The following is a 26,436-nucleotide window of genomic DNA, read 5'->3' on the forward strand; positions in this document are numbered from 1 at the left end:
GTACCCGGGTTCGGCCCCTGGCCTGGACGCTGCCCTGGTACCGGCTGCTGTTCTTGCGGAAGATCAAGCGGATCAATACTCATGACTAACCTCCTGAGGACCTTGAATGGCTCTCTTGATTGGAGGTGGCATTGAGCTGATGGTTCAGCTTGTCGGTCGGCCTCGAGTCTCGAAGAAAGTCCTTGTTACGGCGATATGATCTGTGTAACATTCTGAATCTCTTGGAGTTATGGCTGGATCAAGATCCATCTTGCAGGTCATGTTCAAACCCAAGTGCCAGCCAGCCCGGATGGCGAAACTGGTAGACGCAAGGGACTTAAAATCCCTCGATGGCAACATCGTGCCGGTTCGATTCCGGCTCCGGGCACCAATAACCATGGGTTACAGGCATAGGCCTCGTTATCTCGTTGGTCCGCAACGTAGCAACTGCTGCGCAATTTCTCCTGATAGCTCAATCACTCAGCGCGCCTGGTATTACTGGGTGGGTGCATTGTCGCTGAGTGTAATCACGGCAACTGAATCCCACCGGACTCCTCATGCAATCGTCGCAATTGCTGCGCCAGCAGGCTGATATTGCCGTTCGTGGCGTCCAGCTGCTGACGTTGTTGTGGATTGATCAGCGATAGCAGGCGCTGCTCGACGTCATCGGCTGTGGTCAACAGTGCCTGTTGTCTGGCACCAGCAAGTTCGATGAAGCGTTGGGATTCCTGCGGTTGCGGCAAGCCGTAGCCTTCGTCCAATAATTCCCCCGGACGGCTCAGAAAGCTGCTGGCGCTCAGCAGTCCTTGGACCAATTGGGCGGTTTCGGTGAGTGCTGGTGGGGCGTCCGAAGACAGGAATCGCTGCTTGAGATCCTGCTGAATCAACAGCATCTGACGGCGCCGAATAGCTTCTTCCAATACCAGCAAGGCGGCGGTGGAGCGGGTATCCGCTGCGGCGAACCAGACCTGTCGCTGATCCGCGGGGTTGGCCAGCCAATCTTCAATGCGCTCGATAGGTATCTGCAATCGGCTACGAATGACCTCGAACATTTGCTGGTAACGCTCCCGATAGGAATCGAAATAGTAACCCTGGCGCAGCGCCGCCTGACGGTCCTGCAATGGTCGCAGGTCCGCCAGCCCGCGGGCGTTGAGCACTGCCAGCAAGCCAGCAGGTGTCAGGCTGTCCATATCCTGCAATTGGGGTAGGGCACTGCCGCTGCGCAATAATTTCAGGGTTTCGACAGCGCAGTTATTGCTGATGAAATAATAGGTGCCGTCATAACTCCAGTGCAGGGTCGCGGCCTGCAGGGCGAGCTGGTGGCGCGCCTGTTCATCCATTCGCAGCGGTATCGAGCTGAGGCCGCGCAGTTCCAGTCGGGTATATTCATCGACCACCTTCTGCAGCGGCAGCATAAACAGCCGCGAGGGGTAGTTGCCGATCAGTCCGTCCCAGCTGGACAACTGCAGGTCATCGACAAAGGCGCGGAAGGACAGCACCAGGTGGTGATCCAGGTCGAGCAAACAATCCGGGCCGGGCGGGCGGCCCGGCGCGCAGACCACCAGCCGCAGCATACTGTGCCCCCAGCGGCTGGCCCATTGCTCGTTGGGCTCGGCCAGCAGATAGTGGACCGCATAGATGCGTTCGGGGTCCAGCGAGCCCAGGGCCGGACGCTGTGCGTCCAGTCCGGCATACAGGTAGGGGACTTCGCCGGGGCAATCTGCCGCTGGCGGTGCCCAGTCGAAGTGATCTCTGAAATACGCATGCAGAGCCGGGCGCCGGCAAGCGTATTGCGGATCGAGCAGGAAGTATTCGAGATTGACCGCCAGGTATTCTGCCGGGCTGTGCAGCTCATAATTGTCCGGGCTGCGGTAGGACTGGTAATTATCAGATTCTCGTATACCTCGGCGCCCCGCCTGTTGTGCCCAGCCGGCCAGATCGAGAAAGCGCGGGTCGTCGCTCAGGGTAAAGCGGCGTTCGGTCTGGCCGCGACATTCCGCAGGCAAGCCGGCCTTGCCCTGGGTTTGGTAACGGTTGCGGCAGTGGCGCAGCAGAGAACGCTGTTCCGCTTGCCAGGAGCGACCGCGATCATACAGGTGAGCAATCTCGTGAATCAGCGTGGCGAGCAGTTCCTGGCGCAAGGTGCCGTGCTGGCGCCCGTCGGGGAAACGGTCCTCGTACCCGGCGCTGAGGTCCGTCAGCCAATGCCGGTTCAGCTCCAGCGTGCCGCCAGGCGTGGCGCGCCCGAATACCGATTTCGGCAGGTCACGCCAGCGCACCGGCACGGTCCGGTCCAGTTGCTCAACCAGCGAGGGGGGGAGCGCCGCGGTGGCCTCCGCGAGCAGACTCTGGCTGACTTGCACTTGGGCCGGGGTGAGCTGGCTCTGGTCCAGGTCCAGCTGCAACCCCGCCGTGGCGATAGGGCTCATCAGCAAGGCGCCGACCAACAGCAGCTGACCTGCGATGGAGTACGCCTTACCCAAGCTGGCTAACCGCTGCCGTTATCGAGCGGGCATTGATCTCAGGCATGCATCACAGCGCGAGAATCGCCTCGGCCAGTTGCAGGTCAGTCGCTTCCAGATCGGGGTGGGACTGGCGGATATGCAGTAGAGCGGCCTCCAGACGTGCACTGCGCAGCTGGCCATCGCTACCGACGAAGCTGGCTGCGTCCTCACGGGCTTCCAGTACCACCTTGTTGTTGCCGGTAGTGGCATCGCTGGTCGCGTCAATGGTATTGACCAGGGAGCCGGCGATGGCGTCTGTGGTGCCGATGAAGCTGCTGCCGTGAGCAGCACCAGCGAGAGCCAGGAGGCCGGTGGTAGCGATGACCAGGGAAAGACGTTGCATGTCGATTATCCTTTTCAGTACTTCGGAAGTAGAGCGTCGTATCACTGCCGAGGCAGCGGATGAAGCAAGTATTGACCGTGCTGCGGATAAAATCGATCCGAAGGATCAACAAAAGTTCCGTTGATCCGGGACTTTGTCCCGGTCGACCTATCAAAGTCCCGCTAGTGTGGCCTGTTCAACCAGCCCCAGCAATGGTTGCGGATACACGCCGAGAATGAACACCAGCAAGGCAATCAGCAGCAGCATGATACCGCCGGCCTGCTGGCCCCAGTTCAGTGGTGCGTCGTGGCGTCGAATGCCTGGCTCCACCAGATACAGGGTGACCATGACCCGCAGATAATAGTAAAGACCGATGGCGCTACCGATGACCAGCGCGCCGAGCAGCCACCAGAGGCTCGATTGGACCCCGGCCGCAATGATATAGAACTTGCCAATGAAGCCGGCGGTGAGCGGAATCCCTGCCAGCGACAGCATCATCACGGTCAATACCGCGGTCAGGTACGGGCGGCGCCAGAACAGGCCGCGGTACTCGTACAAGGCATCGGCGTCGCGCCCCTTGAACGGCGTGGACATCAGCGTGACCACACCGAAAGCGCCCAGGGTGGTCAGTACATAGGTGGCCAGGTATACGCCGATCGCCTCGGTCGCGAGGCCGTCGCTGGCGATCAGGGCGATCACCAGATAGCCGAAGTGGGCAATGGATGAGTAACCCAGCAGACGCTTGAGATTGCTCTGCATCAGTGCCAGCAGGTTGCCAAACAGGATCGAGGCGATGGCAATCACGGTCAGCAGTTCATTCAGCCAGCCCCCGCTGGTTGCCGGCGACACCTGATACAGGCGCAGCAAGACGGCGAATACGGCGACCTTCGCAGCGGTGGCGAGAAACGCCGAAACCGGCGCGGGAGCGCCCTCGTAGACATCCGGGGTCCATAGGTGGAAGGGTACCAGCGACAGCTTGAAGGCCAGCCCGATGAGCATCATGGCGAAACCGATCTGCAGGATCGGTGTCACGGCCACAGCGCCGAGAGCAGGGAAGGCCAGACTGCCGGATTCAGCGTACGCGAGCGCCATGCCGAACAGCAGGAAGGCCGAACCGGCCGCTGACAGCACCATGTATTTGATACCCGCTTCCAGCGAGCGCTTGTTGAAGAACGCGTAGGCGACCATGCCGTAGACCGGCACTGACAGCAGTTCCAGGCCGATAAACAGCGTGGCCAGATGCGAGGCGCCGACCATAACCAGTCCGCCGGTCGCGGACAACAGCATCAACAGGTACATTTCCTCCCGGTTGCCGGGAAAGCCCTCGCCGGTATTGGTCTTGCCCAAATAGGCATGGACCAGGGTGGCGCAGGCCAGGGTAGCAATCAGAATGATGCCCATATACAGCAGCGCAAAGCGATCCACCTGCATCAGCGCGGTGACTTCCAGGGGCACGACCTGCAACGCCGGGATCAGTGACAGCAGCGCCAGGTTGAGGCCCAGCGCAGTCAGTACGAAGATCAGATCGTGCTTGCGGCGCCAGGCGATGGCGAGCGTGACCACGATGGCCGTGGCGCCGACGATCAGCAGCGGCAGCAGGGCGATGAAGTGGGACTGGGTAAATTGCATGGCGTCATTTTCCATCAAACGGCTACCGGGTCGGAACAAGGTTGGAGAGGGCGTCGCTGAGCCAGTGTTGTACTCCGCTCATGCTCGCTGCAGAGGTATCCAGCACCGGCTGGGGGTATAACCCGAGCCCGACCAGCAATACGACCAGTGACAGCACCATGACCAGTTCGCGCCGATCGAGCCCGCGCAAGGCTTCGCCGGAACGCTCGGCACCGAAGTAGGCGCGGTGAATCATGATCAGCGAATAGGCCGAGGCCAGTACCAGGCCGAAGGTGGCGATCACCACCACCCAGGGGTTGTTGGCGAAGCTGCCGAACAGGATCAGGAACTCGCCGACGAAGTTACCGGTACCCGGCATACCCAGCGAGGCGGTGGCGAAGAACATGCTCAGCGCCGGCAAATAGGGTAGGCGGGCCCATAATCCGCCCATCTCGCGCATATCCCGGGTATGGATACGTTCATACAACTGGCCACAGAGGATGAACAGCGCCGCCGCCGACAGGCCGTGCGCAACCATCTGCACCACCGCCCCCTGCAGCGCCAGCTGGGTGCTGGCATAGATGCCGATCAGTACGAAACCCATGTGCGAGATGCTGGAATAGGCCACCAGGCGTTTGATGTCGGTCTGGGCAAAGGACAGTATTGCTCCGTAGAAAATACCGATCAGACCCAGGGTCATGGCGATCGGCGCGAACTCGACCGAGGCGTTGGGGAACAGCGGCAGGGCGAAGCGCAGCATGCCGTAGGCGGCAGTCTTCAGCAGGATGCCCGCCAGGTCCACGGAGCCGGCGGTAGGCGCCTGGGCATGGGCGTCAGGTAGCCAGGAGTGCAGCGGTACGATAGGGAACTTCACCGCAAAGGCGATGAAGAAGCCGAGCATCAGGATATATTCCACCCCCGGCGGCATATCGAGACCGAGCAGCTGATCATAGGCGAAAGTCAGTACTCCGGTCTGGCTGAAATTGAATAGTACCAGACCCAGAATTGCTACCAGCATGATCAGGCCGCTGGCCTGGGTGAAGATGAAGAACTTGGTCGCTGCGTTGATCCGCGTCTTCTTGCCTTCGCCGCTATGCCCCCAGAGCGCGATGAGAAAATACATCGGCACTAGCATCATTTCCCAGAAAAAGAAGAACAGGAACAGATCCATGGCCAGGAACACGCCGGCCACGCCACCGAGAATCCACATCAGGTTGAGGTGGAAGAAGCCGATGCGATGCTGGATCTCGTTCCATGAGCAGAGCACCGACAGCACACCCAGGATACCGGTGAGGATCAGCATCAGTAGGGACAGGCCATCCAGCGCCAGATGCAGATTGATGCCGAAGCGCTCGATCCAGACGTGCTTGAACTCCAGCGTCCAGACCGGCGCGCCATCGGTTACACCAGCCAGGGAATAGTCTGCGCTGGCCCAGAGCCACAGGCTCAGGACCAGCACCAGCCCCATGGTCAGCAGCGCCAGCCAACGGGGCAGGGTGCTGCTGAAACGTTCGGCCTGCCAGCACAGCAGGCCGCCAATGAAGGGAATCAGGACCAGCCAAGGCAAAATCATGACGGGATCATTTCCTTGCGTGAATTCATAATCAGGCCACCGACAGCAGCAGAATACCGATCACCAACACGGCACCACCGGCAATGGAGGCGGCATACCAGCGAATCTGGCCATTCTCGCTGCGGCTGAGCAGCGCATGACTGCCGCGCGCCAGCAACGGCACGATACCGATGGTGCGGTCCAGCGGGTCGCGGCGCAGAATCCGGGTCAGCCACAGATAGGGCTGGACGAACAGCTTGTCGTACAGCCAGTCGAAGCCCCAGGCGGCGAACCACCAGGCAGTCAGGAAACGGCCCGGTGCGCTGTTGCGTATGGCCCCGACCACACGGCGAGGCCCCAGATACAGCCAGGCCGCCACCAGGATGCCCGCCACGGCGATAGCGCCGGAAGCAATTTCAAGACCGATCCGGCCCTCACCACCGGCATGCCCGGCGCTCTGCGGCAATACACCGGCCAACGGTGGCGTGATCAGTGCGCCGACAAAGGTCGAGAGGATGATCAGTACGATCAGCGGCAGGTTATGCGCCAGCCCCGTGCCTGCATGGGCCTGGGTCTGTTCCTCACCGTGGAACACCACGAAGATCAGCCGGAAGGTATAGATGGAGGTCAGGAAGGCACCCAGCAGGCCGGCGTATAGCAGGGCGCTGTTGCCGCTGGCGAAGGCTTCCCAGAGGATTTCGTCCTTGGAATAGAAACCGGCGGTCAGCAGTGGCAGCGCCGCCAGCGCCGCGCCGCCGACGATAAAGCTGGCGTAGGCTATCGGCAGCTTTTTCCATAGCCCGCCCATCCGGAAGATGTTCTGCTCATGGTGGCAGGCATGGATAACCGAACCGGAGGCGAGGAACAGCAGCGCCTTGAAGAACGCATGGGTCATCAGATGGAAGACCGCCGCCTCCCAGGCGCCGACACCCAGTGCCAGAAACATGTAGCCGAGCTGGCTCATGGTGGAGTAAGCGAGGATGCGCTTGATGTCCGTCTGTACCAGCGCGGCGAAGCCTGCCAGCAACAGCGTTGCCCCGCCGACGATGCCGACCAGTTGGAGGATATCCGGGGTCAGCAGGAACAGCCCGTGGGTGCGGGCGATCAGGTAGACGCCTGCGGTCACCATGGTTGCCGCGTGGATCAGCGCCGACACTGGAGTCGGGCCGGCCATGGCATCGGCCAACCAGGTCTGTAGCGGCAACTGGGCGGATTTGCCCACCGCACCGCCGAGCAGCGACAAGGTCGCCAGGGTGATCCAGAAGTCGCCCTCGGCGTACCGCTGCGGTGCCTGCATCAACAGCTCCTGGATATTCAGCGTACCCAGTTGCATGAACAGAATGAACAGACCGAAAGCCATCAGCACGTCACCGACCCGGGTGACCAGAAAGGCCTTGAGCGCGGCATTACCGTTCTTGCGTTCGGTGTAGTAGAAGCCGATCAGCAGGTAGCTGCAGACCCCCACGCCTTCCCAGCCCAGGTACAGGAACAGCAGATCATCGGCCAGGATCAGACACAGCATGCTGGCAATAAACAGATTGGTGTAGGCGAAGAAGCGCGAATAACCCGCCTCGCCGCGCATGTACCAACTGGCGAACAGGTGGATCAGAAAGCCCACGCCAGTGACCACGCCCAGCATGGTCAGCGACAGCCCGTCCAGATACAGCGTCAGGCTGGGAGTGAAGTCGCCTACCGCCATCCATTGCCAGAGTATCTGGATATAGGCGCCATCCTGCAGCGCGCCGGTGCTGAACAGCCAGGTGATCCAGGCGCTGACCAGTGCCGACAACCCCACCGAGCCGACGCCAACCAGCGCCGAGGTACGCTCCGACCAGCGCCCGCGGGAGAACGCCAGCAGCAGGAAGCCCAGCAGTGGAAACAACAGGGTAAGAAATAGAAGGTTCATCCGCGCATCTCACTGGCAGCGTCGATATCCAGGGTCCTGAAGCGGCGATACAGCTGCAGCAATATGGCCAGGCCGATACTGGCCTCGGCGGCGGCAAGGGTGATCACCATGATGAACATCACCTGTCCGTCGGGCTGCTCCCAGCGGGCACCTGCCACGACGAAGGCCAGCGCGGCCGCGTTCATCATGATCTCCAGGCTCATCAGCACATACAGAATGTTTCGGCGGATCATCAATCCGGTCAGGCCAAGACTGAACAGCACGGCGGCCAATGCCAGGCCGTGCTCCATGGGGATACCGTTCATGCCACCTCCCTGGCTTCATGGCGGCCAATATGGAAGGCGGTGACCATTGCGCCCAATAGCATCATCGCTGCCAGTTCAACAGCCAGGATGTAGGGGCCGAACAGGGCGATGCCCACCGCTTTGGCATCCACGCTGGCGCCGCTGATGGTCCCGGAGGATGGCTCGCTGAACAACACGTACAGCAGCTGGGCGAGCAACAGGCCGGACAGGATTCCAGGTCCGATCCAGCCCCGCGGACTGAGCCATTGGCGCTCCTGGTTGCGGCTGTCGCTTCCCAGGTTGAGCATCATCACCACGAACACGAACAGCACCATGATAGCGCCGGCATAGACGATGATTTCGAGTACGCCGGCAAAGGGCGCACCGAGGGAGAAGAAGCACATGGCCACGGCCAGCAACGAGGTGACCAGATACAGCAGCGCGTGTACCGCGCGGGTATTGGTGATCACCATCAGCGTGGCCGCCACGGCCACTCCGGCGGAGAAATAAAAGGCGAATTCCATCAGGTATTCCTCACACAGATCATGGCAATAGCCCCTTGACGTTGACCGGCTCGGCCTCGTTCTGCGCGGCGCCCTTGGGCTTGCCGGCGATTGACAGGCCGGCCACGCGATAGAAGTTGTAGTCCGGGTTCTTGCCGGTGCCGGCAATCATCAGGTCTTCCTTTTCGTACACCAGATCCTGGCGTTTGTACTCGGCCAGCTCGAAGTCGGGGGTCAGCTGAATGGCGGTGGTCGGGCAGGCTTCCTCGCACAGGCCGCAGAAGATGCAGCGCGAGAAGTTGATGCGGAAGAACTCCGGATACCAGCGACCATCCTCGGTCTCGGCCTTCTGCAGGGAGATACAACCCACCGGGCAGGCGGCGGCGCACAGATTGCAGGCCACACAGCGCTCCTCACCGTCGGGATCGCGGGTCAGCACGATGCGGCCGCGGTAGCGCGGCGGCAGATATACCGGCTCTTCGGGGTACTGCAGGGTGTCCCGCTTGCGGAATGCATGACTGAAGATCATCACCAGGCTGCGCAGCTGGGTGTAGGTGCCATGCACTACATGAATAATCGATTTGATCATGGCTGTCTCCTCAGGCTGCTGCCAGCACAATTGCGCCGGTCACCAGCAGGTTGATCAAGGTCAATGGCAGGCAGACCTTCCAGCCGAACGCCATCATCTGGTCGTAGCGCGGCCTGGGCAGCGAGGCGCGCAGCAGGATGAAGATCATGATGAAGAAGGCGGTCTTCAAGGCGAACCACAGGAATGGCAGCTGCGGCAGCAGATCGAAGGGGCCATGCCAGCCGCCGAAGAACAGTGTCGTCAGCAGCGCGGATACCAGCACGATGCCGATGTATTCGCCAACGAAGAACATGCCCCATTTCATCCCCGCATATTCCACGTGGTAACCATCGGCCAGCTCCTGTTCCGCTTCTGGCTGGTCGAACGGGTGGCGGTGGGTGACCGCCACCCCAGCGATGAAGAAGGTCAGGAAGCCGAAGATCTGCGGAATGATGAACCACAGGTTGTCGGCCTGGTAGGCAACGATATCGCGCATATTAAACGAGCCGGTCTGCGCCACCACGCCCATCAGCGACAGGCCCAGGAACACCTCGTAGGATAGGGTCTGGGCTGCAGCGCGCAGCCCCCCAAGCAGGGCGAATTTATTGTTGCTGGCCCAGCCGGCGAACAGCACCGCATAGACCGTCAACCCGGCCATGGCGAAGAACCACAGCAGGCCGATATTCAGGTCCGCCACCCCCCAGGTTGGCGTGATCGGCACCACGATAAAGGCCACCAGCAGCGAGCTCATCGCCACCACCGGGGCCAGGGTGAAGATCAGTCGGTCGGCGAACGGTGGGGTCCAGTCCTCCTTGAAGAACATCTTCAGCATGTCCGCGACAATCTGGAACATACCGAAGGGGCCGACCCGATTGGGGCCGTAACGGTCCTGCCACACGGCCAGCAGGCGTCGTTCGACAAAGCTCAGCAGGGCGCCGGCAATGACCACGGCCAGCAGAATGACGATGGCCTTGATCACATTGATCAGTACGGCGATCACCTCGGGAGTAAACCAGCTCATTGTGCGGCCTCCCTCAGATCAGTCACCACGCTGCTGGCCGTCAGGGGCGGGATGCCCGGCAGGCCTGCCGGCAGACCAACCACGCCCAGCGGCAGACCGCTGCTGATGCGTACCGGCAACTGCAGTCGCTGGTTATCCAATACCAGGCTCAATGCCGTTCCCTCGGTAACGCCCAGACGAGCGGCCTCGGTCTCGGCCAGGGCGATATACGGCGGCGGCATGCGCTGCTGAATCGGCTCGGCCCGGCTGCTGTTCTCCTCGCTGCCGAACAGGTGATGCAGGGGGACGACCTGCCAGGTGCCCGCTGCTGGCGCGAAGGCACTGGGTGGCTGGGTCCAGGTGAGGTCTGTACGGGTATCATCCAGCAGGCGCACACCGGGATCACCGCTGCGCAGATGGCCACCCACTTCATCCTGAAACTTGTTCCACGCCTGCGGCGAGTTCCAGCCGGGTGACCAGGCAAAGGGGATTTGCTGGCGCTGCTCGCTGCTGCCGGCGTAGCCTTCCATGGAGAAGGCGAAGGGACTGTCCGGGTCCTGCGGCTGACGCGGTTCATGCACACTGATATTGGCGCGCATCGCCGTGCGGCCGCTGTAGCGATGGGGCGCACGCGCCAGTTTCTGGCCCTTGATACGAAAGCTGGCATCCGGCGCCGCGTCGGTAATGGCAGCCAGACGTGGGTGTGCCGCAGCGCAGGCCTCGGTCACCTGGTCCAGAGTGGTCCAGTCCACGGGCTTGCCCAGCAGGGTCCTGCGCAGGGCGTGCAACCAGCGCCAACCTTCACGGACCAGCACCTCGGAGTTGTAGTAGCTCGGATCGAACACCTGGAAGAAACGTTGGGCACGGCCTTCCTGGCTGACCAGCGTTCCGTCGCCTTCGGCAAAGCTGGCGGCCGGCAGCAGCAGGTGCGCCTGATCGCTGGTCGGCGTCTGCTGATGATCAACGACGATCACCACATTGGCTGCGGCCAGTGCCGCATCGACGCTGGGCTTGTCGGCCCGGCGATACAAGTCGTTCTCCAGTATCACCAGGGCGTCGTACTGGCCGGCGCTCAGGGCGGCGAGGGCGGCTTCGACCGACTTGTCAGCCGGGTCGTCGGCCAGCAGGATCGACAGGCCCATGCTGTTGGCTTCCGGCACGACCAGGCTGATGGATGCGTTCTTCTCGCGGTTCTTCAGTGCCTGGGCAATATTGGCTGCTGCATCGATGATCGCGCGACTGCCCAGCGAGGCGCCGGAAACCAGCAGTGGGCGCTTGGCCGCGAGCAGTGCCCCGGCGATACGTTGTGCCAATTCCAGGGCATCGGCTTCCAGGCCGGGTGCTGCCGGCGCACCGGGGTCAATGGCATGGGCCACGGCAAAGCCGAGACGGGCCAGGTCATCCGGTGCAGCCTGTACCGACTCGGCGGCGATATCATCCAGCCGGGTGCTGTCCACACTGGCGATGAATACCGGATTCAGGGCACCCTGGGCGATATTCTGCACCGCTGCCTGGTGCCAGCTCTGGATGCCGGCAGCTGCGGCCATCTCGGTTGCCTTGCCTTTGGCGGCTTGGCGCAGGGCGAGGGCGATGCGCGCGGCGGTCTGGGTCAGGTCTTCGCCAAGTACAAAAACAGCATCGTGGCTCTCCATGTCGCGGATGGTCGCCGCGGGCAACGGGCCATGCTGCAGGAGATTGCGGATGGCATGGATATTGTCCAGCTCATGGCGGGCGATTCCGGAGAAGAAGTCATCGGCGCCGACCAGCTCGCGCAGGGCGAAGTTGCTTTCCAGGCTGGCGCGGGGCGAGCCGATGCCGATGATACGGCGGCGATTGAGCAGACCAGCGGCCTGATCCAGCGCGGCGTCGATACCCATGCTCAGCCTGGAGCGCTGGACGATCGGCTGGCGCGGACGGTCCTTGCGGTTGACGTAGCCATAGCCGAAGCGGCCGCGGTCGCACAGGAAGTAGTGATTCACCGACCCGTTGAAGCGGTTCTCGATGCGGCGAATCTCGCCATAACGCTCACCGGGGCTGATATTGCAGCCGGAGGCACAGCCATGGCAGATGCTCGGGGCGAACTGCATGTCCCATTTGCGGTTGTAGCGCTCGGAGTGGGTCTTGTCGGTGAATACGCCGGTGGGGCAGACCTCGGTCAGGTTGCCGGAGAACTCGCTCTCCAGCGTACCGTCCTCGACCCGGCCGAAGTACACCTGGTCATTGGCGCCGAATACACCCAGGTCGGTGCCGCCGGCATAGTCCTTGTAATAGCGCACGCAGCGATAACAGGCGATACAACGGTTCATCTCGTGAGCGATGAACGGCCCCAGCTCCTGATTCTGATGGGTCCGTTTGCTGAAGCGGTAGCGCCGCTGATTGTGGCCGGTCATCACCGTCATGTCCTGCAGGTGACAGTGACCACCTTCCTCGCACACCGGGCAATCATGCGGGTGGTTGATCATCAGCCACTCGATGACGCTGGCGCGGAAGGCCTTGGCTTCCTCGTCGTCGATCGAGATCCAGCTGTTGTCCGTTGCGGGAGTCATGCAAGACATGACCAGCCGGCCGCGGGTGTCGTCCTCGTCGCTGTACTGCTTGACCGCGCACTGGCGGCAGGCGCCCACGCTACCCAGCGCCGGGTGCCAGCAGAAATAGGGGACATCAAGGCCAAGGGACAGGCAGGCCTGCAGCAGGTTGTCCGCCCCATCGACTTCGTAGTCTTTACCATCTACATGAATAGTGGCCATGGTTGCACTGCCTTCTTACCCGTTATACGGGCGCTGCTAATGGAATTCCGTTGCTCGTCACGCCTGCACGAACTCGGCGCCTGGCTTGCCGACCGCTGCCGCGGGGCTGATACCGGCTTCGAATTCGCTGCGGAAATACTTGATTGCGCTGCCCAGCGGCTCGACTGCCCCCGGCGCGTGGGCGCAGAAGGTCTTGCCCGGCCCGAGAAAATCCACCAGGCGTGCCAATATCTCAAGATCCTCGGGGCGGCCCTGGCCGCGTTCCAGCGCGCGCAGGGTCTTCACGCTCCAGGGCAGGCCGTCACGGCAAGGCGTACACCAGCCGCAGGACTCGCGGGCGAAGAACTCCTCCATGTTGCGCAGCAGCGACACCATGCTGATGGTGTGATCAACCGCGAGCGCCAGCCCGGTGCCCATGCGTGTGCCGACCTTGCCGATACCGCCGGAATACATCTGCGCTTCCAGGTGTTCCGGTAACAGAAAACCGGTACCGGCACCGCCGGGCTGCCAGCACTTGAGGGTGTAGCCGTCGCGCATGCCGCCGGCATACTCTTCGAACAGTTCGCGGGCGGTGATACCGAAGGGCAGTTCCCAGATACCGGGATTCTTCACCTTGCCGGAGAAGCCCATCAACTTGGTGCCGTGGTCGCCGCTGTCCGGGCGCGCCAGTCCGGTGTACCACTGCACGCCGTTACCGACGATGGCCGGCACGTTGCAGAGGGTTTCCACGTTGTTAACGCAGGTCGGCTTGCCCCAGACGCCGACGGCGGCAGGGAAGGGCGGCTTGGCGCGGGGATTGGCGCGGCGACCTTCAAGGGAGTTGATCAGTGCGGTTTCTTCACCGCAGATATAACGCCCGGCGCCGGTGTGCACGAACAGCTCGAAGTCGAAACCCGAGCCGAGGATATTGCTGCCCAGCAGACCGGCGGCCTTGGCTTCATCAATGGCACGATTCAGATGACGCGCCGCATCGACGTATTCGCCACGCAGGAAGATATAGCCACGGTACGCCTTGAGCGCTCGCGCCGAGATCAACATGCCTTCGATCAGCAGGTGTGGCAGCTGCTCCATCAGCAGGCGGTCCTTCCAGGTATTGGGCTCCATCTCATCGGCGTTGCACAGCAGATAGCGAATGTTCAGCGATTCGTCTGCCGGCATCAGGCTCCACTTGACCCCGGTGGGGAAGCCGGCGCCGCCGCGGCCCTTGAGCCCGGAGGTCTTCACCGTGTTGACGATATCGGCCTGGGCCATGTCCAGCAGTGCCTTGCGGGCCGCGGTATAGCCGTTTTTCTGTTGATACTCTTCCAGCCAGACCGGCTGACCGTCATCGCGCAGGCGCCAGGTCAGTGGATGGGTTTCTTCGGTCCGGGCAATACGGTTGGCAGGGCCGAAGGAAGCGAAGGTTTTCATGGGTAGGCCTCCAGCAGTGCGGCCACACTGTCGGTGGTGACGTCGCCGAAAGTATCGTCATCGATCATCAAGGCCGGCGCCTTGTCGCAATTGCCCAGGCAGCACACCGGCAGCAGGGTAAAGCGATCGTCGCTGGTGGTTTGCCCCGGGCCGATGCCGAGCTGGCTCTGGATGCTGCCAAGAATGCTTTCATGCCCACCGATATAGCAGGTCATGCTGTCGCACACGCGGATGATGTGACGCCCCACCGGCTGACGGAAGATCTGGCTATAGAAGGTGGCGACACCCTCCACATCGCTGGCCGGAATGCCGAGCACCTCGCCAATGGCATCGGGAGCACCGTCCGGCACCCAGCCACGCGCCTGTTGCACGATCTTCAGTGCCTCGATGGATGCCGCGCGTGGGTCTTCGTAATGATGCATCTCATGTTCGATGGCCGCGCGTTCGGCGTCACTGAGAGCGAAACGGTCTGTCTTAATCAACGTAGTCATAATCAGCGGTCCACGTCAGCCATAACGAAGTCGATACTGCCCAGATAGGCGATCAGGTCCGACACCATGCTGCCGCGGATCACTGACGGGATCTGCTGCAGATGCGGGAAACTCGGCGTGCGGATACGTGTGCGGTAGCTCATGGTGCTGCCGTCACTGGTCAGGTAGTAACTGTTGATGCCCTTGGTCGCCTCGATCATCTGGAACGACTCGTTGGGCGGCATCACTGGCCCCCAGGAGACCTGCAGAAAGTGAGTGATCAGGGTCTCGATATGCTCCAGCGTGCGTTCCTTCGGCGGCGGCGTGGTCAGCGGGTGATCCGCCTTGTACGGCCCCTCGGGCATATTGTTCAGGCACTGTTCGATAATCCGCAGGCTCTGGCGCATCTCGCCCATCTTGACCATGCAGCGGTCGTAGGCGTCGCCGTTGACGGCCAGCGGCACTTCGAACTCGAAGTTCTCATAGCCGGAGTAGGGCCGTGCCTTGCGGATATCGAAGTCGCAACCCGTGGCACGCAGGCCGGCACCGGTAACGCCCCATTCCAGGGCCTCCTTGGTGTTGTAATCAGCCACGCCCTTGGTTCGGCCGATCAGGATGCTGTTCTTCAGCGCCGCTTTTTCGTATTCATTGAGACGCTTGGGCATCCAGTCGAGGAATTCACGGACCAGTCGGTCCCAACCGTTCGGCAGGTCATGGGCGACGCCCCCGATGCGGTACCAGGCCGGGTGCATGCGAAACCCCGTGATCGCCTCGATCACCTTGTAGGCGCGCTGACGGTCGGTAAAGGTGAAGAACACCGGGGTCATGGCGCCGACGTCCTGGATATAGGTGCCCAGGTACAGCAGATGATTCTGGATGCGGAAGAACTCGGCCAGCATGATGCGGATCACATCGACCCGCTGCGGCACGGTGATGCCGGCGAGCTTTTCCACCGCCAGTACGTAGGGCAGGTTGTTCATGACCCCGCCGAGGTAGTCGATGCGATCGGTATAGGGGATGAAACTGTGCCAGCTCTGGCGCTCGGCCATTTTTTCGGCGCCGCGGTGGTGATAGCCGATGTCCGGTACGCAATCGATGATCTCTTCGCCGTCCAACTGCAGGATGATGCGAAAAGCGCCGTGGGCCGAGGGGTGGTTGGGGCCAAGGTTGAGGAACATGAAATCCTCATGCTCGCCGCCCCGTTTCATGCCCCAATCTTCCGGATTGAAGCGCAGGGCTTCCTGCTCGGCGTCCTGCCTGGCGGCGGTCAGGCTGAAGGGATCGAACTCGGTGGCCCGCGCCGGATAGTCCTTGCGTAGCGGGTGGCCTTCCCAGGTCGGAGGCATCAGCAGGCGGGTCAGTCGCGGATGGCCTTCGAAATGAATGCCGTACATGTCCCAGACTTCGCGCTCATACCAGTCGGCGTTCGGCCAGATGGACGCGGCGGTGGGGACATTGAGATCGTTTTCCTTGAGTGCGACCTTGATCATCACGTCACTGTTACGTTCCAGTGACATGAGATGGTAGAACACGCTGAAATCCGCGTCGGGGAGCCCTTGCCGATGGGTGCGCAGGCGCTCGTCCATGCCATGCAGGTCATACAGCATGACGTAGGGTTGCGGCAGTTGCCGCAAAAATTGCAACACTGCGATCAGTTGCTCGCGGCCAACCCAGACCACCGGCATACCGGTGCGGGTCGGTTGGATGGTGAAAGCGGCGGCCCCGAAGTGCGACGTCAGCTCGGCAACGACCCGCTGGTCGTCAGCCTGGTATGGGGGTATATACAGCGCCTGATCTGCAGTCTTCATATGAATCGCTATCGGTCAACGGTGAATACGGCGGCGGTGTTGGCGTGGCGCCGGTTCACACGTCGTCAGGAGTACGCAGGTTGGTGACCTGAATGCGGCGGTCACGATTCTGCTCGCGTTGCGAAGGCATATCCGCTCGGTAGACACCCTGGTCGCCAACGACCCAGGACAGCGGGCGGCGCTCCTTGCCGATGGAGTCCTGCAGCAGCATCAAGCCCTGCAGAAAGGCTTCGGGGCGGGGCGGGCAGCCGGGAATGTAGACGTCCACAGGCAGGAACTTGTCCACGCCCTGGACGACGGAGTAGATGTCATACATGCCGCCGGAATTGGCGCAGGCTCCCATGGAAATGACCCACTTGGGCTCCAGCATCTGTTCGTACAGACGTTGAATGACCGGCGCCATCTTGATGAAGCAGGTGCCGGCAATAACCATGAAGTCCGCCTGGCGGGGCGAGGCGCGAATGACTTCCGCCCCAAAGCGCGCGATATCGTGCGGGGCGGTGAAGGCGGTGGTCATCTCCACATAGCAGCAGGAGAGACCGAAGTTGTATGGCCAGAGAGAATTCTTGCGTCCCCAGTTCACCGCGCCGTTGAGGACATCTTCCAGTTTGCCCATGAAGATGTTGCGGTGAACCTGATCTTTCAGCAGCCTACCGTCGACGGTCTCCCTGGTACCGATGGGATACTCGTCATTGACGGCATCCGGATCGATCCGAACAAGTTCATATTGCATGTTAAAAGCCTCATTTCAGCTTCGCTTGCCTCCTGCGGCGGCCGGCTGGTGACCAATCAAGGGCACCGATAGCCGCCTCGTAGACAAGACCCGCAACTAGAATTGAAATAAAGATAGAGGCTCCGATGAAACCGGCCCAGCCGCTTTCGCGCACCGAAACGGCCCATGCAAACAGGAATAGGGCTTCAACATCGAAGATCACGAAGAGCATCGCGACCAGATAGAATTTTGCGGAGAATCGCAGGCGGGTATCGCCAGTGGAAACGATACCGGACTCGAAGGGTTCGTTCTTGCTGCGGCCCCAGGCTCTGCTGCCGAGAATGCTGGAAACGAGCAACATGAAGGCGCACAGGCCCAGAACACCCAGCAGGAAAGCAGCCAATGCCCAGTTGTGGGGCTGTGTTGATACAGCATCAGGCATGCCGGACTCCTTGGAGAATCGGCTTGATTATTGGTTCTTATACGCGAATCAGATGTTTCTTCGCGTCAGGCTGCAGCTAGTGTAGGCCCGCTGGGCGGGTTATGAAAGGGCTGGGTCGGCCTGTAACAATTTTTTACACAGACGGGCCGATTAGCCTGCCTGAACTTCGATCGGTGCGCTTAGTCCAAAAAACTACCTAGGTTGACGGAGCGGCATATGACCATTTTCGAAGCATTGCGGATGAGCCATGACAAGCAGCGCAAGTATGTCGATGCGGTGTTGCGGACCAGCGGTGACACCCAGGAGCGGGTCGAAGCGTACCAGCAGCTGAAGGAAGAACTGTATGCCCATGAGACGGCAGAAGAGCGCCACTTCTATATCCCGCTGATGGCCCATGAGAACGGTGTCGATCTGAGCCGTCACGCCATTGCTGAACACCACGAAATGGACGAACTGGTGGAAAAGCTCGACGAGATCGAGATGTCCAGTTCCGCCTGGCTGAACACTGCTCGGGCGTTGGGTGACAAGGTGCTGCATCATCTTGAAGAGGAAGAGCAGAAGTTCTTCCAGATGGCCGGGAAACTGCTTACCGAACAACAGAAAAGCGAGCTGGCCGAGCAATACAATGACGAATACGACGAACTGCTGGCACAGGGCTGATCAGCCCGTTACCCGCAGCGTCGCGAGGCCCGTTGCCGGGGCATGAAATTGAAAATGCCTATCCGGCCGTTTTACACCCGAAGGGAGCCAATCGGGTATGCTGTGACGCTCGTATCAGTTGCAGGACAGCAAGCATGTCGGATTATGATTTTGACCTTTTCGTTATCGGTGCCGGATCGGGTGGTGTGCGCGCCAGCCGGATGGCTGCCAGTTTCGGCGCGCGGGTGGCGGTAGCCGAGGAACTGTATCTCGGCGGAACCTGTGTGAACGTTGGCTGTGTGCCGAAAAAACTGTTTGCCTATGCTGCCCACTTTGCCGAAGACTTCGCCGATGCCCGCGGTTACGGCTGGGATCTGGCCGATGCCAGCTTCACCTGGCAACGCTTGCTGGATAACAAAAATGCCGAAATCACCCGGCTCAATGGCATCTATCACAACCTGCTTACCGCCGCCGGGGTAACCATGGTGCATGGTCGGGCACGGCTGCTTGACTCCCACACGGTTGCGGTGGGCGACAAGACCTTCACTGCCGAGCGCATTCTCATTGCAACCGGCGGCTGGCCATTCATTCCTGAATTCCCCGGCCGAGAGCATGTGATCAGTTCCAACGAGGTGTTCTACCTCGATCAATTGCCCAAGCGCTGCCTGGTTGTCGGCGGCGGCTATATCGCTATCGAATTCGCCAGCATTTTCCATGGTCTGGGCTGCGATACCAGTCTCGCCTACCGGGGCGAGCAGTTCCTGCGCGGCTTCGACCAGGGGCTGCGTGATCACATGGTAGTGACAATGCAGAACAAGGGGCTCGATCTGCGCTTCAATGCCGACGTGGCCCGAATCGACAAGCAGGCCGACGGCAGCCTCCATGTCGAGTTCAAGGATGGCGAAAGCCTGGATACCGACCTGGTGCTCTATGCAACCGGGCGCCGCCCGAAGCTGGATGGGCTGGGTCTGGAAAATACCGAGGTAGCCCTGGACGACAAGGGCTTCATCAAGGTCGACGGCGATTATCAGACTACCGACTCCGCGATCTTCGCCATTGGCGACGTGACCAATACCCTTCAATTGACGCCGGTGGCCCTGGCCGAAGGGATGGCCTTGGCGCGGCGGCTATATCGGCCGGAGGAGTACCGCCCCGTGGATTATGCGGATATCGCTACAGCGGTGTTCTGCATTCCCAACATCGCCACCCTGGGCTTGACCGAGGAACAGGCGCGCGCCAATGGGCATAAGCTGGATATCTACGAAAGCCGCTTCCGGCCGATGCGCAACACCCTGGCGGGCAATGACGAGCAGAGCTTCATGAAGCTGCTGGTGGACCAGAGCACCGACCGGGTGCTGGGCATTCATATGGTAGGCCCGGATGCCGGCGAGCTTATCCAGGGGTTGGCGGTGGCGCTGAAGGCCGGGGCGACGAAGGCGGTGTTCGATGCCACCCTGGGCATTCACCCCACGGCTGCGGAGGAATTTGTCACCATGCGCACGCCGACTCGCTGCGACTGAGCCGGCGAGCTGCTGTCGTGACGCTCAATGATGGCTATGGGCGTCATGATCGGCAGGCGCAGCAGGGGCCGGCTCTCCGGTCACCTTGACTTCGACTTCCACCTCGCCCGCGTGTTCGAAGTTCAGCGTCAGCGGATAGCTGCCACCCTCGACCAGCGGCTGCTGCAGATCGAGCAGCATGAAATGATTGCCGCCCGGCTTGAACTCCACCTGCGTGCCGGGAGCAATGGCCACGCTGTCGATCTGCTGCATCTTCATCAATCCGTCCTGGTGGACGTGCTCATGCAATTCGACCCGCCCCGCAATGGGCGAGGTGGCTCCCGTCAGTCGGTCGGCCTGGTCTCCCTTGTTCTCCAATACCAGATAGGCGGCGCCAGTGGGCGCTACCGGCGGCAGTGCCCGTGACCAAGGATGGATGATATGAATGTCACCTGCGGTGAAGTCATGCGCCAACGCCTGGACACTGAGTAACGTTGCGCCAAGCAGTACGCTGAACTGGGTGAGTCGCATGGGTTATCCTCGTTATGGGTGGCCAATGGGCCGGTATGTGGGAGCCGTTTACGTCCGGTCATTATGGGTGCCGCTCCGGAGCAGGGGCAAGGCGACGCTGATATGTCAAACGCATCACAAAACGCTTCAATGTTTACGTAAATACATGGAATATGGCTTTTAGCTATCACCTAATTGGTCGACACTTAGGGTCATATACCGGACAGAGTATGTCATGAACGAAAGACGAAAACTGGAGCGCCACCACGTGAGCAACAGCCTGGAAGTATACGACCTGGATAGCGGGGAATTACTTGGGCGTGTTGTGGATCTCCACACCGAAGGGTTGATGCTGCTGAGCGAACGACCGATCGAATTGAACCGAAGCTGGGCGCTGCAAGTGAATCTGCCGATGAACCTCAATGGCGTCAGCGAATTCATGCTGGACGCGGAAAGCCGCTGGGATCGCAAGAGCCTCGCCAGCGGCCAGTATTGGACCGGTTTGCAATTCACCCATTTGCCCGAGGATTCCCGCCGCTGTATAGAGCGCATGGTTTCCAGCCGCTGAGCCGCGCCTCCCTGTTCAGGCGCGGGTCAGGTGATTATCCCAGCGCAGGGAGTGGTGGGTGATCAGCTCAGGCTCTGTCGCCGAGGTCTGGACCCGGTATAGCCCGCCATGACCGGACGACACCACAAAGCTGCCATCACGCTCCGCCAGCACACCCCCAGGATCAGGTACCGAGACCACTCCCATGGGCCGCCCTGAACGATAATCCAACAGCATGACGCAATTCCCACGAGGCGCCGTAATGGCCGCGACGTTGGAGTGGGGGTTGATCGCAACGCTGGCCGTGTAGTTGCCCAGAATCGCCTGTTCATGCTCCGCCAGCGCAATCTCGCTGAAGTCCCCGGTGTTGGTATCCAGCCGGGCGATCAATGGCGGGGTTTGCCATTTCTCTCCTTCAAACTGGTATCCGGCGATGACGATGCCGTCGCGGCTGATATCCAGATGATGACAGCTGAGCTGGTGATGGGAGGGCTCGCAACGCTGCAGTACCTCACCGCTATGGCGATCCATCACGATCAGGGCCGGCTGCATGGACTGCAGATTGAGCTTGATACGGCCATAGTCCGGGTGCGTCTTGATTCCCCCCAGCGCGGCCACCAACCTTTGCCCGTCGGGATGCAGACGCAGTTCATGGGGATCCATGCCGCCTACAGGCAGATCGTGCAGATGCCGGTAACCATCATCCGCTGCGTAAACCCGTATCTGCCCGGCACCGCTGGGATAATGATTGGCCGTAGCGTAGAAGCGGCTGCCGTCCTCGCTGAATACACCGTGGCCGTAGAAATGAAAACCGTCGCCAGCTTCAACCAATGCATCAAGAGTACCTTCCAGCATATTGATTACATATAGATTTTTTCCAGGTCTGCGAGACATGATTACCGCTTGGACCGCGTTCGGATGCAGGCAGCCGCTGTGACAGCGCTCAGCTACCGGAAGGCGGAACAGCTCCCGCCCGTTGCTGTTGGCGGCGACGATAAAATGCTCGCCAAGGGCCGTGTCGACCGAGCTGAGAAAACGCAGATCCGGCAGTTCGCGGCTGCTGGCAGCAAAGCTATGGGCGCTGCAGAAAGCGGCGATGCCCAGCAGGCTGAACTGGATGAAATCGCGCCGCTGCATGTCAGTCCCCATCGCTCGAATTGAAGCCGCGGATAATCCCCAGCTGACTGGCGATATTGCCGGACAGCAGCTGGTTCAGCTTGTCGATTTCAATGAAGATCAATTGCAACGTGCGATAGCCGTCATCGTTGGCCAGCAACGTCTGCATATCCGCCGGCTGTTGCTCCAGCCGGGCAATGGTCGCCGTCAATTGTTGATCCAGGCGTTCGACCAGCTCGCTCCCCTCGGCATCAACCATCAACTGGCGCAATCCCGGCAGGAAGTACTGCTGCAGGCCGACCAGGCTGGCGCGGATACCGGCCAAAGAATGTTCGCTGCGCCAGGCGTCGGCAATGTAGGGATTGCGCCGTGGCTTGCCTTCCAGACCCATGGGCGCCGCCAGGCGCTTGTTACGCAGGATGTCGAGCCCGTGCATGGCGGCCAGCACCGTGGTGTTCTGGAACTGCTCGGTGCTCAGGTAGTGCGGGCGGAACGCCTGCCATTGTTCCTGCAAGTGCGCGGCGTTGTGCTGCAGCAGGCTACTGATGGCGGTCACCAGTTCGCAGGCGCGTTTTTCCGGCAGCGGCTGGGTCCTGGCGGCCTGCGGGTCGAAGAGTAAGTATTCGAGGGCGGGAAAGCCCTTCACCGCTACGCTGTCGGCCCGCAGCTGGTCGACGCCGATCGCTTGCTCGCCGCCCAGCCATAGATTCACCTTGCGCGCGACCGTGTTCTTGGCGTCCGGCCAGAACTGGAATTGCCAGCTGAGATTGTCCTGCTCGATCGGCCCAAAATCGACGAAGCGCACCGCCTGCCAGCTGTCGAAGGCGCTGAACCAGGCGGACTCAAGGGCTTCACGCTGCTCTGCCGAGGGCGTTGCGCAGTAGGTCGTTGCCGCCTGGTCGAGGTTGGCGGTGCTGGTGGCCAAAGCAGCATAGCCTTCGGTAAGGGCGCCGTGCCAGGCTTCGCGGGGCGCTTGCGCCCAGGCGCTAGTGCAGAAGGACGCAGCGAGCAGGGCGGTGGAGCCCCATTTCAAGGTGCGTAGACTCAGATTGGATAATGAGGGCATGTGAGATCCGTTACAGGGAGTTCAAGAAGGTAAGCAGCGACTGGCGCAGTTCCGCCGGCAATGTCCGGTAGCGCTCTGTCGTTGCCTGGGCTTCGCCGCCATGCCAGAGAATGGCTTCTTCCAGCGTACGGGCGCGGCCGTCATGCAGAAAGCCGGCTCGGGGATTGATCTGCTGGGTCAGCCCCAGGCCCCAGAGCGGCGGCGTGCGCCACTCGTTGCCGTCGGCCAGGAATTCGGCGCGGCCATCGGCCAGCCCTTCGCCCATGTCATGCAGCAGCAGATCGGTATAGGGCCAGATTTCCTGATCGCTCAGTTCCGGTCGGTCAGCCAGTGTGCCGGTGGTATGCCGCGGCGTGTGGCAGGCGGCGCAACCTATCTCATTGAACAGCTTCGCACCCGACTGCACAGCTGGGTTGTCCATATCACGGCGGGCCGGTACTGCCAGGCTCATGGCATAGAAGTTGACGAAGGCGGCAATCTTGTCGCTGACCTCGGGCGTACCGCCGTCTGCAAAGCGGTCGCATTCTTGCGCGGCGGTGCAGTCCGTGTCCGGAACGATGTTGGAACTCAGCCCCATATCACCGGCGAAGGCGGCCATGCTCTGCTGCATGACGCTGACTTCAGCTGCTTTCAGACCGAAGCGCCCCAGCGCGGTGCGTTGGCCTACGCGGTCCCACACCTGATTGGCGCACCCGGAAATACCGTCGCCATCCAGATCGTCCGGGTCTGCGGCCGCCAATATGGCTTCCTCGGGGATGGTTTCGAGCAAGCCGAGACCAATCATTGGCGGAGCGACACGGGGTGAAATCAGCAGATCCTCGGGCAGGGCGCCATAGTTTGGGTCATCAATCCGGTACTGCGGGCGCCGTAATTCCACCTTGCTGCCATCGGCCAGGGTTTCCTCGAACAGCTGCCATTCGATATTCAACCGCGCCTCCGGTTTCATCCCCGGGATGGCGGCCGTCTGCAACTGGCTGCCATAGACTGGAGCGGGTACGAAACCATGTTGCTGCAACAGCTGCGGATCCGTATCCGGGCCGGCCGGCACTGACAGCCGCAGAAATAGCGAAACGGCTGTTTCCCCCGGTGCCGGCGGGTGACCACGACCGTCTTTGATGTGGCATCCCTGGCAGGAGTTGGTGTTGAACAGCGGGCCCAGGCCGTCACGGGCGTCGGTGCTCGACGGCGCAATCACCCAGGGGTTGCGAAAGAAGCTGTTGCCCACGCTGAAGTCCAGACGGCGGGAGATCGGCAGATTGCCCAGGGGCAGGGAGTAGGCGTTGTGGTCGCTCTGGGTAACGGTACCGGCACCGCCGGAGTTGGGTGTGTCCTGCAGCGGATAGTCGGCGCCCAGGCTGGGAGTGGCGAACAGGCATAGCGCCAGAGCAGGAGTGAAAAGCAAGAATTTCATGGGCGTGAATCTGTATGGCCTGGATGAAGACATGGACGCCCGAGCCCCCGGAACTGGCCGGGGGCTCGGGCGCCATCATCACGGATCAGAAGGAATGGCCAGCGTCATCGGGTTGCAGGGAGTCTACGCCCACGACCGTAGCGACCTGCTCAATGGACCCGGTCTGCTGGGCCAAAGCGGCGATGGCATCGTTGATGATAGTCGCGCCGGTCTCGTTACCCGGGGCGATCATCATGTCGAACGTCATGGCTGATTCACCTTCGGCGGCTTCTTTCATGACGGTCAGCGCTTCCATGGTGGAATCCAGATCATCCCGCAGACGCTGGTCCAGCTCGGGATTCTTTTCCGCTACCAGTGCCGAGAGGGAAGGGCCACTGGTCACCGAGCCGTCCAATGCCTGGTAGCTGCCCAGGTAGATGTTCTGAATACCCTTGCCGTTGTAGTAATGCGAGTTGTGCGTGTTGTCGCTGAAACAATCATGCTCGTCTTCATAGGAGTTGGCCTCCAGTGCGACCTTCATTCGCTCGCCGGCCAGTTCGCCCAGTGACAGCGAACCCATGCCGAACAGCATTTTCTGAAACACGTCCTGGGTCGGCAGCGCCAGAAGTTCGGCGCGGTAGTTGCCGGCTTCGTCGGCGGACCACTGTTCGACCATCCACTGCAGATCATTGACCAACAGCTCGGATGCGGCGCTCAGATAAGCCGCCCGGCGGTCGCAGTTACCGTTGGTGCAGCCCTCTCCCTGTACGAAATCCGTCACCGGGCGTTGGCCGGCACCGGCCTCGAAACCATTCAGATCCTGGCCCCAGAGCAGAAACTCGATGGCATGGTAGCCCGTGGCGACGTTCGCTTCCGAGCCGCCGATTTCGTTCAGGTCAGCCAGCAGCTGGGAGCTGAGTTCGCTGGCATCCAGCGTCTCACCGCCAATGGTCAGGGTCTGGTTGGCGATCAGGTTGGCGGTCGCACCTTCATTGCCCAGTTCGTGCTGATAGTCGTCGGCGGCAACGTAATCGATCAGTCCTTCGTCCAGCGGCCAGGCGTTCAGCTGGCCCTCCCAATCATCCACCACGGCATTGCCGAACCGGAATGCCTCGGACTGCTGATAGGGAATACGCGCCTGCAGCCACGCCTGGCGGGCAGCCTCGAGATTCGCCTCGTTCGGCTCTGCCAGCAAGGTAGCGATGGCCTTGTCGAGAGCTTGGGCAGCGGTCAGCGCATCGAGGTACACCGCGTGGGCCAGGTCGGCATAATGGCTGGCTACATCAGCTTCGCTGATCGCCGTGGCAGCTGGTGTGGTGTTGGTGTTGTCAGCGGGCTGGGACTGCGCCGCATCGGACGTCGTCGCGGCCGGAGATTGCGCCACCGGGTCCTGGTTGTTGTCGCAGGCGCTGAGCAGCACCGCAGCGGATATCGTCAAAGCCAATGTGGTGTAGCGAAAGGTGCGTGCCATGGTTGAGTCCCGTTTCCCGGTGATAATGATTTGCGTTGCGATTATAGACTTGTATCTTCATATTGCAATGCGACGCAGGAGAAAACCCGAAGAATAATGGGAATTATTCTCATTGACAGCTTGTGTCATCGCGATAATACTCGGTCTATCGATTTATTCCGGAGGCTGTTCCATGAGCAAAGTGACTTTGATGGCTGGATCATCCCGATCCCTGTGCGAAGCCTGGCATGCACTGCAGGAACTCGAGCGCAGCCGCACTGAGAAATGCCGTGCGCCTGGTTGCCCAGCCAAAACCGATAGCCGGCGCAAAGCGCGACGGAGCGTCAGCGGGGATCTTTGAACCAACCTGTCAATCCTTTGCCATACTCAGGACAGGCAAAAGA

24 protein-coding genes and 1 tRNA gene are annotated in these 26,436 nt (G+C 61.1%); 5 read left to right on the plus strand and 20 right to left on the minus strand.

The annotated features are described in order from the left end of the window. Positions 1-283: 283 nt before the first annotated feature. Positions 284-370, plus strand: a tRNA-Leu gene (locus DHB74_RS14930). Between the two features lie 136 nt (positions 371-506). Here the strand turns inward: DHB74_RS14930 and DHB74_RS14935 are convergent. Both DHB74_RS14935 and DHB74_RS14940 read right to left on the minus strand, forming a co-directional pair. Continuing rightward, complete coding sequence (locus DHB74_RS14935; protein ID WP_051610954.1) at positions 507-2,408, minus strand: DUF7844 domain-containing protein; 1,902 nt, start codon at positions 2,406-2,408, stop codon at positions 507-509. 103 nt (positions 2,409-2,511) lie between these two features. Next, positions 2,512-2,826: a DUF2388 domain-containing protein gene (locus DHB74_RS14940; RefSeq protein WP_036989857.1), complete on the minus strand. Its 315-nt coding sequence runs from the start codon at positions 2,824-2,826 to the stop codon at positions 2,512-2,514. Between DHB74_RS14940 and DHB74_RS14945 the strand changes: the two genes are divergently transcribed. Then, complete coding sequence (locus DHB74_RS14945; protein ID WP_268873972.1) at positions 2,825-2,950, plus strand: hypothetical protein; 126 nt, start codon at positions 2,825-2,827, stop codon at positions 2,948-2,950. The two genes, DHB74_RS14940 and DHB74_RS14945, sit on opposite strands and share 2 nt — an antisense overlap. Positions 2,951-2,976: 26 nt before the next feature. Here the strand turns inward: DHB74_RS14945 and nuoN are convergent, their stop codons facing one another. The 13 genes from nuoN to DHB74_RS15010 are packed head-to-tail and all read right to left on the minus strand — an operon-like array spanning position 2,977 to position 17,815. Next, positions 2,977-4,434 (minus strand): NADH-quinone oxidoreductase subunit NuoN, encoded by a 1,458-nt coding sequence (gene nuoN, locus DHB74_RS14950; protein ID WP_036989855.1) that lies wholly within the window; start codon positions 4,432-4,434, stop codon positions 2,977-2,979. A 22-nt stretch (positions 4,435-4,456) separates the two neighbouring features. Then, a complete protein-coding gene (gene nuoM, locus DHB74_RS14955) occupies positions 4,457-5,986 on the minus strand; it encodes an NADH-quinone oxidoreductase subunit M (RefSeq protein WP_036989854.1) in 1,530 nt (509 codons plus the stop codon). A gap of 31 nt (positions 5,987-6,017) precedes the next feature. After that, complete coding sequence (gene nuoL, locus DHB74_RS14960) at positions 6,018-7,871, minus strand: NADH-quinone oxidoreductase subunit L (RefSeq protein WP_036989852.1); 1,854 nt, start codon at positions 7,869-7,871, stop codon at positions 6,018-6,020. Continuing rightward, positions 7,868-8,176: an NADH-quinone oxidoreductase subunit NuoK gene (nuoK, locus tag DHB74_RS14965; protein WP_036989851.1), complete on the minus strand. Its 309-nt coding sequence runs from the start codon at positions 8,174-8,176 to the stop codon at positions 7,868-7,870. The genes nuoL and nuoK overlap by 4 nt, the downstream gene beginning before the upstream one ends. Beyond that, positions 8,173-8,679, minus strand: coding sequence for an NADH-quinone oxidoreductase subunit J (gene nuoJ, locus DHB74_RS14970; protein WP_036989850.1), 507 nt, complete (start codon positions 8,677-8,679; stop codon positions 8,173-8,175). The genes nuoK and nuoJ overlap by 4 nt, the downstream gene beginning before the upstream one ends. A 19-nt stretch (positions 8,680-8,698) precedes the next feature. Next, entirely contained in the window at positions 8,699-9,247 is a 549-nt protein-coding gene (gene nuoI, locus DHB74_RS14975; RefSeq protein WP_036989849.1) for an NADH-quinone oxidoreductase subunit NuoI, read from the minus strand. Positions 9,248-9,257: 10 nt separating this feature from the next. After that, complete coding sequence (nuoH, locus tag DHB74_RS14980; RefSeq protein WP_036989848.1) at positions 9,258-10,247, minus strand: NADH-quinone oxidoreductase subunit NuoH; 990 nt, start codon at positions 10,245-10,247, stop codon at positions 9,258-9,260. After that, positions 10,244-12,973: an NADH-quinone oxidoreductase subunit NuoG gene (gene nuoG / locus DHB74_RS14985; protein WP_499161818.1), complete on the minus strand. Its 2,730-nt coding sequence runs from the start codon at positions 12,971-12,973 to the stop codon at positions 10,244-10,246. The genes nuoH and nuoG overlap by 4 nt, the downstream gene beginning before the upstream one ends. A gap of 57 nt (positions 12,974-13,030) precedes the next feature. Beyond that, positions 13,031-14,383, minus strand: coding sequence for an NADH-quinone oxidoreductase subunit NuoF (nuoF, locus tag DHB74_RS14990; RefSeq protein WP_499161819.1), 1,353 nt, complete (start codon positions 14,381-14,383; stop codon positions 13,031-13,033). Then, positions 14,380-14,874 (minus strand): NADH-quinone oxidoreductase subunit NuoE, encoded by a 495-nt coding sequence (gene nuoE, locus DHB74_RS14995; RefSeq protein WP_499161820.1) that lies wholly within the window; start codon positions 14,872-14,874, stop codon positions 14,380-14,382. Before nuoE ends, nuoF begins: the two co-directional genes overlap by 4 nt. A 2-nt stretch (positions 14,875-14,876) precedes the next feature. Further along, positions 14,877-16,661 carry an NADH-quinone oxidoreductase subunit C/D gene (gene nuoC / locus DHB74_RS15000; protein ID WP_036989844.1) on the minus strand — a complete coding sequence of 595 codons (1,785 nt, stop codon included), beginning with the start codon at positions 16,659-16,661 and terminating at the stop codon, positions 14,877-14,879. A 55-nt stretch (positions 16,662-16,716) separates the two neighbouring features. Further along, positions 16,717-17,394 (minus strand): NADH-quinone oxidoreductase subunit B, encoded by a 678-nt coding sequence (locus DHB74_RS15005; RefSeq protein WP_499161823.1) that lies wholly within the window; start codon positions 17,392-17,394, stop codon positions 16,717-16,719. Positions 17,395-17,404: 10 nt separating this feature from the next. Then, positions 17,405-17,815, minus strand: coding sequence for an NADH-quinone oxidoreductase subunit A (locus tag DHB74_RS15010; RefSeq protein WP_499161825.1), 411 nt, complete (start codon positions 17,813-17,815; stop codon positions 17,405-17,407). A 216-nt stretch (positions 17,816-18,031) separates the two neighbouring features. Here DHB74_RS15010 and DHB74_RS15015 point away from each other — a divergent pair, with 216 nt between their 5' ends. Together DHB74_RS15015 and gorA are read left to right on the plus strand one after the other, a co-directional pair. Continuing rightward, positions 18,032-18,475, plus strand: coding sequence for a hemerythrin domain-containing protein (locus DHB74_RS15015; RefSeq protein WP_036989841.1), 444 nt, complete (start codon positions 18,032-18,034; stop codon positions 18,473-18,475). A gap of 134 nt (positions 18,476-18,609) precedes the next feature. Beyond that, positions 18,610-19,974, plus strand: coding sequence for a glutathione-disulfide reductase (gorA, locus tag DHB74_RS15020; protein WP_036989840.1), 1,365 nt, complete (start codon positions 18,610-18,612; stop codon positions 19,972-19,974). 24 nt (positions 19,975-19,998) lie between these two features. On the opposite strand, the gene DHB74_RS15025 is transcribed toward gorA, so the two are convergent. Beyond that, positions 19,999-20,484 (minus strand): copper chaperone PCu(A)C, encoded by a 486-nt coding sequence (locus tag DHB74_RS15025; RefSeq protein ID WP_499161828.1) that lies wholly within the window; start codon positions 20,482-20,484, stop codon positions 19,999-20,001. 214 nt (positions 20,485-20,698) lie between these two features. On the opposite strand from DHB74_RS15025, the gene DHB74_RS15030 reads away from it, so the two are divergent. Next, the gene (locus DHB74_RS15030) at positions 20,699-21,031 is read left to right on the plus strand and encodes a PilZ domain-containing protein (RefSeq protein WP_051610865.1); all 333 of its coding nucleotides are present in this window, start codon (positions 20,699-20,701) and stop codon (positions 21,029-21,031) included. A 15-nt stretch (positions 21,032-21,046) separates the two neighbouring features. Here the strand turns inward: DHB74_RS15030 and DHB74_RS15035 are convergent, their stop codons facing one another. From DHB74_RS15035 to DHB74_RS15050, 4 genes are all read right to left on the minus strand, one after another. Continuing rightward, a complete protein-coding gene (locus DHB74_RS15035) occupies positions 21,047-22,147 on the minus strand; it encodes a DUF1513 domain-containing protein (protein ID WP_499161830.1) in 1,101 nt (366 codons plus the stop codon). 1 nt (position 22,148) lies between these two features. Beyond that, positions 22,149-23,192 (minus strand): imelysin family protein, encoded by a 1,044-nt coding sequence (locus DHB74_RS15040; protein ID WP_499161832.1) that lies wholly within the window; start codon positions 23,190-23,192, stop codon positions 22,149-22,151. A gap of 10 nt (positions 23,193-23,202) precedes the next feature. Next, the gene (locus tag DHB74_RS15045) at positions 23,203-24,603 is read right to left on the minus strand and encodes a di-heme oxidoreductase family protein (protein WP_499161834.1); all 1,401 of its coding nucleotides are present in this window, start codon (positions 24,601-24,603) and stop codon (positions 23,203-23,205) included. 85 nt (positions 24,604-24,688) lie between these two features. Beyond that, entirely contained in the window at positions 24,689-26,053 is a 1,365-nt protein-coding gene (locus tag DHB74_RS15050; protein ID WP_499161835.1) for an imelysin family protein, read from the minus strand. Positions 26,054-26,436 lie beyond the last annotated feature (383 nt).

It is taken from the genome of Pseudomonas sp. G11-1 (assembly GCF_024031555.1).
In the GTDB taxonomy this organism is placed as follows: domain Bacteria; phylum Pseudomonadota; class Gammaproteobacteria; order Pseudomonadales; family Pseudomonadaceae; genus Halopseudomonas; species Halopseudomonas bauzanensis.